This is a genomic window from Streptomyces sp. NBC_00683 (assembly GCF_036226745.1).
In the GTDB taxonomy this organism is placed as follows: domain Bacteria; phylum Actinomycetota; class Actinomycetes; order Streptomycetales; family Streptomycetaceae; genus Streptomyces.
In genome coordinates, this window is sequence record NZ_CP109013.1 from 3,070,828 (window position 1) to 3,084,918 (window position 14,091).

Genomic DNA, 14,091 nt, shown 5'->3' on the forward strand with positions numbered 1-14,091 from the left:
ACGGCTCAGCTCCGCAGGGCCTGTACCGCTGCTTCCAGCCGCTTGCCGAAGTCGGCGTCGGCCTGGCGGAAGTTGTTGATCGCGCGCTCGGCGATGTCGTCGCGCGAGACCTGTGAGATGAACCCGGCGAGGTTCTCGATCAGCCGGTCCTTCTCGTCCTCGGAGTAGAGCCGGTAGAGGTTTCCGGCCTGGACGAAGTCGTCGTCCTCTGCGTGGCCCGGGGCCTCGTGGTTGCCTGTGCCGCCGGTGACCGGGGTGGGCTCCCACAGCGGCCGGCCGGTCTGGACCGGACCGCCGAAGCTGTTCGGCTCGTAGTTCTTGCTGCCCGTGTGACGGCCGTCGTACAGATAGCCGTCACGGCTGTTCGTACGCGCCTCGGTGGCGTGGGGGCGGTTCACCGGCAGGTGGTCGGCGTTGATGCCGACGCGGTAGCGGTGGGCGTCGCCGTAAGCGAAGAGGCGGCCCTGGAGCATCTTGTCCGGGGACGGTCCGATGCCGGGCACGAAGTGCGCGGGGCTGAAGATGGACTGCTCGACCTCGGCGAAGATGTTCTCCGGGTTGCGGTTGAGCTCGAGCTTGCCGATCTCCACCGGCGGGTAGTCCTCGTGCGGCCAGACCTTGGTCAGGTCGAACGGGTTGAAGCGGTAGTTCGCCGCCTCGGCCGCCGGCATGATCTGCACCTGCACCGTCCAGGACGGGAATTCGCCGCGCTCGATGGACTCGCGCAGGTCGCGCTGGTGGCTGTCCGGGTCCACTCCCGAGAGCCGGTTGGCCTCGTCGGTGGTGAGGTTCTTGATGCCCTGGTCGGTCTTGAAGTGGTACTTGACCCAGAAGACCTCGCCGGCCTCGTTGTTCCACTGGAACGTGTGCGATCCGTACCCATTCATGTGGCGCAGCGTGGCCGGGATTCCGCGGTCGCCGAACAGCCAGGTCACCTGGTGCGTGGACTCGGGCGACAGACCCCAGAAGTCCCAGACGTTGTCCGCCTCCTGCGAGCCGGTGTACGGGTCGCGCTTCTGGGTGTGGATGAAGTCGGGGAACTTGATGGCGTCCTTGATGAAGAACACCGGGGTGTTGTTGCCGACGAGGTCGTAGTTGCCCTCCTCGGTGTAGAACTTCAGCGCGAAGCCGCGGGGGTCACGCACCGCGTCGGCGGAGCCGAGGTTGCCCGCGACCGTGGAGAAGCGCAGGAACGTCTCGGTCTGCTTGCCGACCTCGGAGAGGAACTTCGCGCGCGTCCACTGCGAGACGTCGCGGGTCAGCGTGAACGTGCCGTACGCACCCGCGCCACGGGCGTGCACTATGCGCTCCGGGATGCGCTCACGGTTGAAGTGGGCGAGCTTCTCCAGCAGCGCCTGGTCCTGCACGAGAACCGGTCCACCCGGGCCGGCCGTCTCGCTGTTCTGGTTGTCGGCAACCGGTGCGCCGGCCTCCGTGGTGAGCGGTCCCTGCGTCACGTGCGCCTCCTGCGTTCATGTTCTGCACAGTCGTCATTCCCTGCACAGCCTGTCCCTTGGCCAATGCCAGTCCCGATCCTACAATGGACAAAGTCCAAGTCAAGTGAGCATCCAAAGTCACACCCATTCGGGACTCAGCCCCTCCACTGTTAGGCTGGACCCCATGAGTGACCTCCTGGAACGACTTCGCGGACGCGGCTGGCGCATGACGGCGCAGCGGCGTGTCGTGGCCGAGGTTCTTGACGGGGACCACGTACACCTGACGGCGGACGAGGTGCACGCGAGGGCTGTCGACCGGCTGCCGGAGATCTCCCGCGCCACCGTGTACAACACGCTGGGCGAGATGGTGTCCCTCGGCGAGGTCCTCGAGGTGTCGACCGACCGCCGGGCCAAGAGGTACGACCCGAACGCCCATCGCCCCCACCACCACCTGGTGTGCGCGCAGTGCGGAGCCATCCGGGACGTGCACCCGTCGGGAGATCCGCTGGCCGACCTGCCGGCCGACGAGCGCTTCGGTTTCACCGTCTCCAACGTCGAGGTGACCTACCGGGGCGTCTGCCCGAACTGCGCCGCCGCGGCCTGAGCCGGACCGATCCCGCCCCCCCCTTGGGTGCGGGACTTCGCGGTACACGGGACCTCGCGGTGCACGGCACCTTGCCCTTCGCGGGACCTTGGCCTCCACGCGACCGGACATACGACTGAGGCCCGGATACATACGACTGAGGCCCGGATCCTTTTCAGGATCCGGGCCTCAGTCTTCAGTAGCGGGGACAGGATTTGAACCTGCGACCTCTGGGTTATGAGCCCAGCGAGCTACCGAGCTGCTCCACCCCGCGTCGTTGTGAATGCAACATTACGGTACCCCGCCGACCAGCGCAAATCCCTTCCGCGGGCACCTGCGCCCCCAGGAGCGCACCGTTCACGCGGTGAGCTCCTGGTGGAGCGCCTCCAGCAGCCGGGCGGCCCGCTCGGCCACCTCCGCCGGTCCCAGCTCCACGGCACGGGCGCACCAGCGCTGCCCCTCCGTGAGCTCACCCCGGCGGGCGGCGAGCAGCGCGAGGCGCAGGGCGGCACGGCCGTGCCCGTCGTTGGCGGCCCGGCCCCACCACAGGGCGGCCTCGCGCTCGCTGCCCTCACGGGCGAGCAGCAGGCCGAGGTTGAAGGCTCCGTTGCGGCTGCCCGACTCGGCGGCCTCGCGGTACCAGCGGGCAGCACTCTCCATGTCGCCGCGGGCCGCGGCGAGCATCCCGGCCCGGACCTGGGCACGGCGGTGCCCCTGCTCGGCCGCGCGCTCGTACCACTCCTCGCACTCGGTCTTCTCCGGCATCGGCTCGCCCAGTCCGGGCGGTCCCGGCGGCGGCTGGCGCAGGTCGAGCACGCCGGCCAGCCGGAACGCCGCCTCGGCACTGCCGCCACCGGCCGCGCAGCGCAGATGGCGCTCTGCCTCCCGCTCCTCACCGTCGCGCAGCAGCGCCATGCCGACCTGCAGCGCGGCATCGGTGTGACCGGCCGCGGCCGCCCGCTGGTACCAGCTCAGCGCCGTACGGTCCTCGTCGCGTCCGGCATGCAGGATGCCGAGGTTGAACGCGGCATCCACACTGCCCGCCTCTGCCGCCTTGGAGAACCACGGCTCGGCGCCGGTGCCGTCGCCCGCCTGGAGAAGCAGCACGGCCAGCGCGTTGGCGGCTTCGCGGTGTCCCGCGTAGGCGGCACGGCGGTACCACTGCTCGGCCTGCGGGGTACGGTCCTGGGCCGCGCAGAGCAGACCGAGGTTGTACGCACCGTTGACGTCGCCCGCGTCCATCGCGGCGCGGTACCAGCGCTCGGCGGTCTGCTGCTCACCGCGTGCGGCGTGGAGTGCCCCCAGGGCGTTGGCGGCGTTGCCGTCGCCGTCCTGGGCGGCACGCAGCCACCACACGGCCGCGCTCTCCTCGTCGCCCGCGTCGCGCAGCAGGAAGCCGAGGGCGCAGGCAGCACGGGGCTCGCCGTCCTTGGCCGCGGTGAGGTACCAGCGGCCCGCCTCCTTCAGCTCACCGCGCTGCTCCAGGATGGCTCCCAGGTGCAGGGCGGCACGGCGGTGACCGCGCGCGGCAGCCTGCCGGTACCACTGCTCGGCCTCACCCACCCGGCCGGCGGCCGGGCCCGCGACGGGACCGTCACTCTTCCCCGTCGCCGCACGGCCGTCCAGAACGCTCGGCGCACCTTCCCCGGTGCTCCGCCCCATACCGAAGGCGTCCTGCGGCTCCTCGACAGCGTTGCGTTCCAGGATGCGTGCGAGGCGGTACGCGGCCTCCCGGTGGCCCTGTTCGGCGGCAGCCCGCAGCCAGCGCTCGGCTCCGACGTCGCTCCGGTGCTCGAGCAGGTCGGCCAGGGCGTACGCGCCCAGCGCGTGACCCTGCTCGGCGGACTGGCGCAGCCAGTACTCGGCCCCGGGCTCGTCGCCGCACTCACGGAAGTGCCGCCCGAGTGCGTGCGCGGCGGCGGCGGAGCCGGCGACGGCGGCGATGCGCCACCACCCGGCAGCCTCGTCCGGGTACCCGCGCTGGTGGAGGAGGACTCCCAGGTTGTTGGCTGCGGCCCGGTCGCCCTCGGCGGTGGCGGCACGCAGGTAGGACTCGGCACCGTCGAGGTCACCGCGGCGCAGCAGGAGCGCGCCGAGGACACTCATCGACGCGGCGTCACCGGCCTCCGCGGCACGACGGTGTCGCGCCTCGGTCTCGGCATGATCCGTGGTATCTGTGGTGTCCGTGGCGTAGGCGGCGTCCTCGGCAGAGGTGTCGTCAGCGTGGTCGGCGGCCTCGGCGAGGGCAGCGGCAAATACCGCATCCGCCACGTTTTCCGTCTTCCGGACGTGTCGCTGCACAAACCGCCCTGTCTCCAACAGAGTTGCCCTGTCCCCCATAAATACCATCGTCGCACCACCTGCAACCCGCGTACACCTGGTATACCGCGGCCAGTGAGGTCACTTCAGCGTTTTGTCGACATGCCCACAGAGAGACAAGTCAAACACGTTCAAGTCCAACTCGTGCCCTGCGAACCGCACTTCGCACCAACAACTTGAGAAAGTGCCCGGGGCGACAATCGACGGCATGACTGAGGCCCGGATCCTTTTCAGGATCCGGGCCTCAGTTTTCAGTAGCGGGGACAGGATTTGAACCTGCGACCTCTGGGTTATGAGCCCAGCGAGCTACCGAGCTGCTCCACCCCGCGTCGTTGTGTTCAAACCGTACCACGACGCGGGGTGGAACTTTCTCAGCTGCCCTGGTCCTCGCCCTTCTCATCGGCCTTGTCGGCCGTGGCCGGCTCGGCCGCCGTGTCCGCCGCGTCGGCACCGCCGGCGGCCTTGGGCTGGGCGGCTGCCGCTCGCCTGAGGGCATCCTCCAGGTCCGCCTGCGCCTTGCCGTAGGCGGTCCAGTCGTTCTTCTTCAGGGCCGCCTCACCCGCCGTGTACGCCTTCTGCGCATCCGCGATGGCCTTCTTCAGAGCGGCCTCCCCGGTGGCAGGCGGCTCGGTGGTGTCCCCCGGTGGCTCGGTGGGCTCCGTCGGCGGGGTGGTCGTATCGGATTCCTCCACCCCGAAGACCGCGTTGAGCGCATCGTCGAGGCTGTTCTCGAAGACGATCTTCGACCCGTACGAGGCGGCCACCTTGCGCAGCAGCGGATAGTTCTGCGTGCCACCGCGCGTGTACACCGGCTCGATGTAGAGGAAGCCCCCGTCCAGCGGCACGGTCAGCAGATTGCCGTACTCGATGTCCGAGTCGGTGCCCTTGAGGTTCCTCACGAACTCGGCGACGTCGTCGTTGCCGTTGAGCTCACTCTGTACCTGGCCCGGGCCCTTCACCGTGGTGGTGACTCTCAACAGCCTTATGGTGCCGTAGTCCTTGCTGGCCGCGTCCGCGTCCACCGCCATGAACGCCCCGAGGTCGGGCCGCCCCTTCGGTGTGAACGTCGTGGTCAGGGAGAACCTCTGCTCGTCCTGGTCCGGCATCTTCATGCTCAGGTAGTACGGCGGAACGGCCCCGGGCTCCTTGTTGGTGGGGTCGTCCGGCACCTGCCAGGCGTCACTGCCGCTGTAGAACTGCGCGGGATCCTGGACGTGGTAGCGCGTGAGCAGCTCCCGCTGGACCTTGAACAGGTCCTGCGGGTAGCGCAGGTGGTCCATCAGATCCTGCGGGATGTCCCCCCGCGACTTCACGGTTCCGGGGAACGCCTTGCGCCAGGTCTTGAGCACCGGGTCCTCGGTGTCCCACTCGTAGAGCTTGACCTTGCCGTCGTACGCGTCGACGGTGGCCTTCACCGAGTTGCGGATGTAGTTGACCTGGTTCTGCTGGGCGACGACGGCGCGCTGGTTGGTGGTCAGCGAGTCCGCCGTGGTGTCACCGAGCGTCGTACGCGAGGCGTACGGATAGCCGTTGGTCGTGGTGTAGGCGTCGACGACCCACTGGATCCGGCCGCCCACGACCGCCGGATAGGCGTCACCGTCGATGGTCAGCCAGGGCGCGACCGCTTCGACGCGCTCCTTGGGGGTGCGGTTGTACAGGATCCGCGAACCCTCGCCGATGGCTCCGGAATAGAGTATCTGCGGCTCACTGAAGGACACGGCGTAGGCAGCGCGGTTGAAGGCGTTGCCGAGACTGACCCCGCTGTTGCCCTTGTAGCTGGTGGTCTTCTCGCCGTCCTCCTCGTAGTCGAGCTCCTTCTGGGGCCCTCCGACGATGGAGTACTGCTCGGTCTTCTCGCCGTAGTAGATCCGCTGCTCGTACTTCGGCAGCTCACCGGTGGTCGGCAGGCCCGACTCCGTGAAGTCCGGGGAGCCCGCCGGGTTGGTGCCCGTCGTGGTACCCCGGGCCGCGATGGCCCCGTAGCCGTGCGTGTACGTGAAGTGGTCGTTGATCCAGTTCCGCTTGGGGAGGCCGTCGAGGTTGAGCTCGCGCAGGCCGATGACGGTGTCCTGCTCCTTGCCGTCCGTTCCCTTGTAGCGGTCCACGTCCAGGGTCTTGGGGAACTGGTAGTAGTTCCTCTTCTGCTGGAGCTGCTGGAAGGCCGGCGAGACGACGTTCGGGTCCATCACGCGATAGCTGGCCGCGGCGTCCGCACCTGCCCGGAGCTTGGCGTCGTCCGTGGTCGTGCTCTTGCCCGAGTAGTCGTCCACCTGCGCGTCGTCGATGTCGTAGGCATCTCGGGTCGCGTCGATGTTCTTCCGGATGAACGGCGCTTCCTTGGCCTGCTCGTTCGGCTGGACCTGGAACTTCTGCACGATCGCCGGGTAGAGCCCGCCGATCAGGATCGCGGAGAGCACCATCAGGCCGAAGCCGATCACCGGCAGCTGCCAGGTGCGCCGCCAGAGCGTCGCGAAGAACAGCAAAGCGCAGATGACGGCGATGCAGAACAGGATCGTCTTCGCCGGAAGGTAGGCGTTGGCGTCGACGTACCGCAGGCCCGTCCAGTTGTCCGTGGCCTTGAAGTCACTCGACTTCACGGCGAGGCCGTACCGGTCGAGCCAGTACGCCACGGCCTTCAGGGAGACGAAGATGCCGAGCAGCACGGAGAGATGGCCGGTGGCCGCACCCGTGGCCCGTGCGCCGGGGCTCGTGATCCGCAGCCCGCCGTACAGGTAGTGCGTCAGCGCTGCGGCGATCAGCGACAGCACGGCCGCGGCGAAGCCGAAGCCGAGCATGAAGCGGTACCACGGCAGGTCGAAGGCGTAGAAGGACACGTCCAGCTTGAACTGGGGGTCCTTCTGCCCGAACGACACACCGTTGACGTACATCAGCCACGTACGCCACTGGCCCGACGCGGACGCTCCGGCGATCAGCCCGACGAGGGCGGTGATCGCGAGCAGCACCCACTTCTTGTACGGGGCGACGCTCATCCGGTAGCGGTCCAGGCTCTGCTGCTCCAGCGACATCGCGCTCAGCGGCGGCCTCAGCCGGTGCGCGAGCCAGATGTTCACGCCGATGGCGATGGCCATCAGCAGTCCGAAGACGAGGAACAGCCCGATCTTGGTCCACAGGGTGGTGGTGAAGACGGATGAATACGCGACCGAGCGGTACCAGAGCCAGTCTGTCCAGAACCCGGCGAACATGACAAAGGCCATGGCGAGGACCGCCAGGACACCCAGTGTCATGAGCAGGGTACGGACGCGCCGGGACGGGCGGCCGACTCTGATCCGTGGCCCGGTCGGGCCTCCGCCGCGGTCCGGCATCTGGAAAGCCAACGTGCGCACCTCGAAGTTCGCGGTCGTGTGAAGCAGGCCCAGCGATCGTAGAGCCCACCTATGCAACTTACTGAGGCTTTACCTAGTTCCCGTTCCCGGGGCGGAAGGAGGCAGGATATTGACCATGCCCAACGTTTCCCCCTCAGGCCCTCCGATGGCCGCGAGCCCCCTCACCGTCGCCGTACTCGAAATCGACGCCTACGCCGCAGGCCTCGGCTGGGACCAGCCCGCCCGGCTGTTCGCCCTCGTCGACACCGCCAGGCTGCGCGCCAGTGAGCCGGGCCTCGCCGCCCAGCTCGGTCTCGACGACGCCGCGTCGACCACCGCCGCCTTCACCCCTATCGAGCAGGAGGAGCTTCCCGCCGGCACCGCCCTGGACGAATTCCTCGCCACGATCGCCTGGCCGGACGCCGTGGTCGGCTGCGCCATGACGGTGGAGCGGCTGATGCTGCCGCCGTCCGCCGAGGCCTCCGTACCGGAAGGCCTGAGCGACAGCCAGCTGACCAAGTGGGTCGCCAAGCACCCGGACCGGCAGGAGGTCCGGATGACCGTGGCTGTTCTGCGGGACGGGGCGCGGGACTCGGCCGTGCGACTGCGGGAGAAGGACTCCCCGACCGAGGTCCTGACCGGTGCGGGCCTGGTCCCCGGGCTGGCCGAGGCGCTCGCGGCCACCTTCGAGGCCTGATCCTGCGGTTCCGCGGGGCTGATCCCGTCCCGCGGAACCGTTCCCGGCCCCTGCCGTAGCGGGGAGCCGGTCTCTGCCCTTGCCGTCGCGCGGGGGCCCGTCGGGGCCCTTGCCGTGGCGCGGGAGCCGGTCCGGGCCCTTGCCGCCGCGCGGGGGCGGCCTCAGCCTGCCGAGCAGCTCGGCAGGCCGGCCGGGTCCCCTGCGCGGATCTTCTCCAGCGACTTCTTCGCGTCGTCGAGGGTCTTCACCCTCACCAGGGTGAGACCGCTCGGGGTGTCGGCCGCCGCGGAGGCACAGTTGTCGTCCGGGGTGAGGAAGTACCGGGCGCCGGCATCGCGCGCACCGACCAGCTTCATGTTGATGCCGCCGATCGGCCCGACCTTGCCGCTGTCGTCGATGGTGCCGGTGCCGGCGATGAACTTTCCGCCCGTCAGCTGGCCGGGCGTGAGCTTGTCGATGATGCCCAGCGAGAACATCAGCCCGGCGCTCGGGCCGCCGACGTCGGCGAGCTTGATGTCGATCTCGAACGGGAACGTGTGGTCCGTCCCGGCCTGGATGCCGACGATCGCGCGGTCCTCCGAGGGGGCCTTGCGCGTCGTGAGAGTGATCTCACGCGTGCCCCTCGGCTCCTTGCCGGCCTTCTCGGCCGCGGCCGCCGCCTTGGCGGGGATGATCGTGAACACGACGTCCTCACCGGGCTTGTGCTCGGTGACGAGCTTCGCGACGTCCTCGGGCTGCTTGACCGCCGTACCGTCGACGGCCTTGATCACATCGCCCGCGTGCAGCTTGCCCTGGGCGGGGCTGTCCTTGACGACGGTGGAGACCACGACGCGTGAGGTGACGGGGATCTTCAGTTCCTCGAGGGCCGCGACCTTGGCGCTCTCCTGGGACTGGCTGAACTCCTCCGCGTTCTCCTGCGTCGACTCCTCCTCCGTCTTGCCGTCCGGATAGAGGGTGTCGTGCGGCACGATCACGCTGTCGTGGGCCAGCCAGCCGTAGACGGCCTCGACGATGTTCATGTCGTAGTCCGCGCCGGTGACGCGGACCGTCGTCATGTTGAGGTTCCCGGACGTCGGGTAGGTCTTGCGGCCGGTGATGTGCAGAACGGGTTCGCCACGCGCGTCGCCGAGGGTGTTCACGGTCGGGCCGGGAGACATCTCCGCATACGGCACGGGGATCAGCACGCCTACGCAGAGCAGCGCGATCAGAATGAGCGTGGAGGCGAGCATCGTCGCGGTGCGGCGTGGCATGGAACGACAGTACGGGAAGGGCCTGTCAGTGCACCGTCGGGGCCGGTCCGTACGGGGCGCGGGGCCGGGTGCCGTGGGAACGGCCGAAGGGCCGCCGGTCGGCTCGCCGCGCGGAGAACGCGCGGAGGAGGAGTGTGGCCGCGATGCGGGATTGGCAACTGCGTACAGTTGCCGCTGTCTCAGACCGCCTCGGAACCGGAGTCCGACTTCTCCATCGCCTCACGGAACCTGGCGTAGCCGGCGAGTTCGGTGACATCGCCGGTCGTTCGATTGCGGGCTGCCCACCCTCCCCATATCGCCGCGCCGAGAGCGGCGAAAAGCGGAATCAGAAGCCAAGCAAGTGCTGCCATCACGACCTCCCTACCCCATGAGCGACCGCAACTGACGATCAGAAGATTAACCACCTGCAGGACCAACGCTCATGGCAGGGGTGCGGTTACGCAAATCGGGGCTGAACACCCCTGGGGCGGTTTGCGCTCAGCAGGCGCCGACCCACTCCTCGGTGCCGTCCGAGAACCGCTGGTGCTTCCAGATCGGAACCTCGTGCTTGAGGTCGTCGATCAGCTTGCGGCAGGCCTCGAAGGCCTCACCCCGATGGGCGCAGGAGACGGCGACGACCACCGCCAGATCGCCTACACCCAGCTCACCCACCCGGTGGACGGCGGCCAGCGCCCTCACCGGGAACTGCGCGACGACCTTCTCCGCCACTCTGCGCAGCTCGTCCTGGGCGCTCGGATGGCAGGAGTAGCCGAGCATGCCGACGTCCTGTCCGTCGTCGTGATTGCGCACCGTGCCGACGAAGAGCGCGATGCCACCGGCGGCGTCGTCGCCGACCGCACGGAAGATCTCGTCGACGGAGAGCGGTGTCTCCCTGATCTCCAGCAGCCGGATCGGGTCCTGGGCTGCCTGCTCGCCGGGGTGGTCGTGGGTGCGTGCCATGGGACCCATCGTGCCGCACGGCGCTGACATCGCGGAATAGCGTTTTCGACCAGCAGGCCGGCCGGGCTGCTTGGAGCCTCCTACAGGTCCCCCCGGGAGCGCCCGGTGCGCGCCTGGGGAGACGAGGGGCCCGGGGCCTTCCTAGAAGCGCCGGCGCGCCTTGCGGGCGCGGCGGACCAGCGCCGCCGTACCGAGGAGGGCGACCGTGGCTCCCGCGGCACCTGCCGCGGTGGCGTCCTTGCGGCCGAGGCGGCGGCCGGCGACCGTGTGGCGGCCCTCCACCTCTTCCAGGAGCGCTCCGAGGACCTCCTCGTTGGTCCACCGGGGCCGCCAGCCGACGTCGTGGAGCCGGCTCACGCTGACCACCCAGGGGTGCATGGTGTAGGCGAGGTCGCCCGCCGGGGACGGGGTGAGGCCGATCCGGTGCAGCCGGGCCGCTGCGCCGAGGGCGACGGCGGACGGCAGCTCCATCCGGCGCACGCCGGAGAGCTCCTCCACCTCCTCCTGCTCCAGCCAGCCGTCGCAGCCGACCGCGAACTCCCCGTCGATCTTCTCCAGTGCGGCGTACTCCAGGGCGCTGACCAGGTCCTCGACATGGCAGAACTGCCAGGCGGGGCGTGATCCGGCGACGACCAGGAGCCTCGGCGACTCGAAGTAGCGGGTCAGCGCGGTGTCCGTGCCGCCGACCAGGACGGTCGGGCGTACCACCGTGACATTGAGTCCGGGGTGGGCACGGGGGGCGCGGCGCCCGAGACGTTCGATCTCCAGCAGGTCGCCGACACCGGTGGCCTCCGCCGTGGCGCGCAGTTCGGCGTCCTCGGACAGCGGGATGTCGTTGTCGGGAAGAGCGCCGTAGACCATCGCCGAGGTGCACAGCACGACCCGGTGGACCCCGACGGCCGCCGCGGCCGTCAGCACGGTCTGGGTGCCGCGTACGTTGTACGCGGTACGGGCCGCGGGGTCGGTCTCCAGGTCGAGATCGAGTGCCAGGTGCACGACGACATCCGCCCCGCGCAGTTTCTCCGCGATGGCGGGGTCCCGTACGTCCAGGATGTGCCATGTGGCCTCGGGCACCTCCCCCCGGCGCTCATCGATGGCGATGACCTGCTTGATCTCGTCGGATGCGGCGAGATGCGCGGTGAGAAGCTCACCGACGCCGGTCGCGGCACCGGTGACCGCGACGACGGGGCCCCGGCTTCTGGAAGAATTCTTCGTCGGCTTGCTCTCGGGCGAGGGGTCGGCCAGGTTTCGCGCTGCGCGAACCTGCGGATCTGGGGAACTCACCGGGCGTCTCCAGCGGTTGTCTTCAGTACGTACCCGAATGACGCGTACGTACCAGGTGGCGTCCATCCTGCCGCAGGCCGGGAGCCGGCGGAGCACTGAGGCCCTAAGCGGCCTTTGGTGTCTACGCTGGATGGTGATGTCGGGCAGTCGCCGTCGGTTCGAGCCGGCGGCCCTACGAGCCGAGGAAACCCGTGAGTGACACCCCATTCGGATTCGGCCTTCCGCCGGAGGAGCCGGAGAACGGCGACGAGGGCAAGAAGAAGGACCCCACCGGAGGTGGGCAGGGTTCGGGCGGGCCGGCGAACCCGTTCGGCATCGGGCCGGGCGCGGGCGGGGACAACCCGTTCGCAGCGATGTTCGGCACGATGAACCCGAACGACCTGGGAGCGGCCTTCCAGCAGCTCGGCCAGATGCTGAGCTACGAGGGCGGCCCCGTCAACTGGGACATGGCCAAGCAGATCGCCCGCCAGACGGTGTCGCAGGGCACTCCTGACGGCAGCAAGGACGCGAGCGTCGGCCCGTCGGACCAGTCGGCGGTCGCCGAGGCGCTGCGCCTGGCGGATCTGTGGCTGGACGGCGTGACGTCGTTGCCCTCCGGTTCCGTCTCGACGGTGGCGTGGAGCCGCGCGGAGTGGGTCGAGGCGTCCCTTCCTGCCTGGCAGCAGCTGGTGGACCCGGTGGCCGAGCGGGTCGGGCTGGCCATGGGCGACGTCCTGCCCGAGGAGATGCAGGCCATGGCGGGCCCGCTGATCGGGATGATGCGTTCCATGGGCGGTGCCATGTTCGGTCAGCAGATCGGGCAGGCGGTCGGCGTGCTCGCGGGCGAAGTCGTCGGATCCACGGACATCGGCCTTCCCCTGGGCCCGGCCGGCAAGGCCGCGCTGCTCCCGCTGAACATCGAGCGGTTCGGCAAGGACCTGAGCGTCGCGCAGGACGAGGTGCGGCTGTATCTCGCGCTGCGTGAGGCCGCCCACCAGCGGCTCTTCGCCCACGTTCCGTGGCTGCGCTCGCACCTGTTCGGTGCGGTCGAGGCCTACGCGCGCGGCATCAAGGTCGACACCAGCAAGCTCGAGGACGTCGTCGGCCAGTTCGACCCGACGCAGCCCGAGCAGCTGCAGGACGCGCTCCAGCAGGGCATGTTCCAGCCGGAGGACACTCCTGAGCAGAAGGCCTCGCTCGCCCGCCTGGAGACAGCGCTCGCCCTTGTCGAGGGCTGGGTGGACGCCGTGGTGCACGAGGCCGCGAAGTCCCGGCTGACCTCGGCGGACGCCTTGCGCGAGACGATGCGCAGGCGCCGTGCGTCCGGCGGTCCCGCCGAGCAGACCTTCGCCACCCTCATCGGCCTCCAGCTGCGTCCGCGCCGGCTGCGGGACGCATCGAGGCTGTGGGCCTCGCTCACGGACGCCCGGGGCGTCGACGGCCGTGACGGCCTGTGGGAGCACCCGGACATGCTGCCGACGGCCCAGGACCTGGACGACCCGGACGGGTTCGTGCACCACGAGCAGCTGGACTTCTCCGAGCTGGACAAGATGCTCGGCGAGGCCGCGAAGGGCCCGCAGAAGCCCGCGGCCGACGACTCGGACGACTCGGACGACGCGGACGACGCGGACGACTCGAAGAGCGACGGCAAGGACGACACCGACAAGTGAGCCTGCACGACGACGCCGTTCTCGTACTCAAGGGCTACGACACGGACCGGGAGGACCAGAGCGAGCTGCGCCGGACGTACCTGGACCATCTGGCCGGGCACCCGGACGGCATGTGGAAGGCCTGCGGGGCCGGGCATCTGACAGCCAGCGCACTGGTGGTCGATCCGGAGCGGGGCCGGGTTCTGCTGACGCTGCACAGGAAGCTGCAGATGTGGCTCCAGATGGGCGGCCACTGCGAGCCGCAGGACTCCACCCTGGCTTCCGCGGCTATGCGTGAGGCCACGGAGGAGTCCGGGATAGCGGGACTCACCCTGCTGCCCGGCGGGCCGGTCCGGCTGGACCGGCACCCCATCCCGGCGCCCTGCCACTGGCACCTGGACGTCCAGTACGCGGCTACGGCCCCCGCCGGCGCGACGGAACAGATCAGCGAGGAATCCCTCGATCTGCGCTGGTTCCCCTACGACGAGGTGGCCGGGGTGGCGGACGCCTCCGTCGTACGGCTGGTGGAAGGGACCCGGGCACGGCTGGAGCAGGGCCGGTAGTCCCGCGCGGGCACAGGTAAGGGGCGGCCTCTACAGAGGCCGCCCCTTACCTGTGCCGGATCCGGGTGA

The 14,091-nt window shown here is 69.5% G+C and carries 11 protein-coding genes and 2 tRNA genes; 4 read left to right on the forward strand and 9 right to left on the reverse strand.

What is annotated here, in order from left to right; translation table 11 throughout:
- Window positions 1-5: 5 nt before the first annotated feature.
- The gene (locus OG257_RS13420; protein WP_329207580.1) at window positions 6-1,457 is read right to left on the reverse strand and encodes a catalase; all 1,452 of its coding nucleotides are present in this window, start codon (window positions 1,455-1,457) and stop codon (window positions 6-8) included.
- 163 nt (window positions 1,458-1,620) lie between these two features.
- Here OG257_RS13420 and OG257_RS13425 point away from each other — a divergent pair, with 163 nt between their 5' ends.
- Window positions 1,621-2,040 carry a Fur family transcriptional regulator gene (locus OG257_RS13425; RefSeq protein WP_329207581.1) on the forward strand — a complete coding sequence of 140 codons (420 nt, stop codon included), beginning with the start codon at window positions 1,621-1,623 and terminating at the stop codon, window positions 2,038-2,040.
- Between the two features lie 179 nt (window positions 2,041-2,219).
- Here OG257_RS13425 and OG257_RS13430 read toward each other — a convergent pair.
- The 4 genes from OG257_RS13430 to OG257_RS13445 form a co-directional block, all read right to left on the reverse strand.
- Window positions 2,220-2,293, reverse strand: a tRNA-Met gene (locus OG257_RS13430).
- A gap of 83 nt (window positions 2,294-2,376) precedes the next feature.
- The gene (locus tag OG257_RS13435) at window positions 2,377-4,368 is read right to left on the reverse strand and encodes a tetratricopeptide repeat protein (RefSeq protein ID WP_329207583.1); all 1,992 of its coding nucleotides are present in this window, start codon (window positions 4,366-4,368) and stop codon (window positions 2,377-2,379) included.
- Between the two features lie 225 nt (window positions 4,369-4,593).
- Window positions 4,594-4,667, reverse strand: a tRNA-Met gene (locus OG257_RS13440).
- A 42-nt stretch (window positions 4,668-4,709) separates the two neighbouring features.
- On the reverse strand, window positions 4,710-7,661 hold the full coding sequence (locus tag OG257_RS13445; RefSeq protein ID WP_329215068.1) for a UPF0182 family membrane protein: 2,952 nt from the start codon (window positions 7,659-7,661) through the stop codon (window positions 4,710-4,712).
- Window positions 7,662-7,797: 136 nt separating this feature from the next.
- Between OG257_RS13445 and OG257_RS13450 the strand changes: the two genes are divergently transcribed.
- Window positions 7,798-8,358 carry a PPA1309 family protein gene (locus OG257_RS13450; protein ID WP_329207584.1) on the forward strand — a complete coding sequence of 187 codons (561 nt, stop codon included), beginning with the start codon at window positions 7,798-7,800 and terminating at the stop codon, window positions 8,356-8,358.
- A 161-nt stretch (window positions 8,359-8,519) separates the two neighbouring features.
- Here the strand turns inward: OG257_RS13450 and OG257_RS13455 are convergent, their stop codons facing one another.
- The 4 genes from OG257_RS13455 to OG257_RS13470 all read right to left on the reverse strand — a co-directional run bounded on the left by OG257_RS13455 (window position 8,520) and on the right by OG257_RS13470 (window position 11,831).
- Complete coding sequence (locus OG257_RS13455; protein WP_329207586.1) at window positions 8,520-9,608, reverse strand: YlbL family protein; 1,089 nt, start codon at window positions 9,606-9,608, stop codon at window positions 8,520-8,522.
- Window positions 9,609-9,787: 179 nt separating this feature from the next.
- Window positions 9,788-9,958 (reverse strand): hypothetical protein, encoded by a 171-nt coding sequence (locus tag OG257_RS13460; protein ID WP_329207588.1) that lies wholly within the window; start codon window positions 9,956-9,958, stop codon window positions 9,788-9,790.
- 127 nt (window positions 9,959-10,085) lie between these two features.
- Window positions 10,086-10,547, reverse strand: a complete 462-nt coding sequence (locus tag OG257_RS13465; RefSeq protein ID WP_329207590.1) for a molybdenum cofactor biosynthesis protein MoaE — start codon at window positions 10,545-10,547, stop codon at window positions 10,086-10,088.
- Window positions 10,548-10,688: 141 nt separating this feature from the next.
- Window positions 10,689-11,831, reverse strand: coding sequence for an SDR family oxidoreductase (locus tag OG257_RS13470; RefSeq protein WP_329207592.1), 1,143 nt, complete (start codon window positions 11,829-11,831; stop codon window positions 10,689-10,691).
- Between the two features lie 191 nt (window positions 11,832-12,022).
- Between OG257_RS13470 and OG257_RS13475 the strand changes: the two genes are divergently transcribed.
- Window positions 12,023-13,480 (forward strand): zinc-dependent metalloprotease, encoded by a 1,458-nt coding sequence (locus OG257_RS13475; RefSeq protein WP_329207594.1) that lies wholly within the window; start codon window positions 12,023-12,025, stop codon window positions 13,478-13,480.
- Window positions 13,477-14,022, forward strand: a complete 546-nt coding sequence (locus OG257_RS13480) for an NUDIX hydrolase (RefSeq protein WP_329207595.1) — start codon at window positions 13,477-13,479, stop codon at window positions 14,020-14,022. Before OG257_RS13475 ends, OG257_RS13480 begins: the two co-directional genes overlap by 4 nt.
- The last annotated feature ends 69 nt before the right edge of the window (window positions 14,023-14,091 follow it).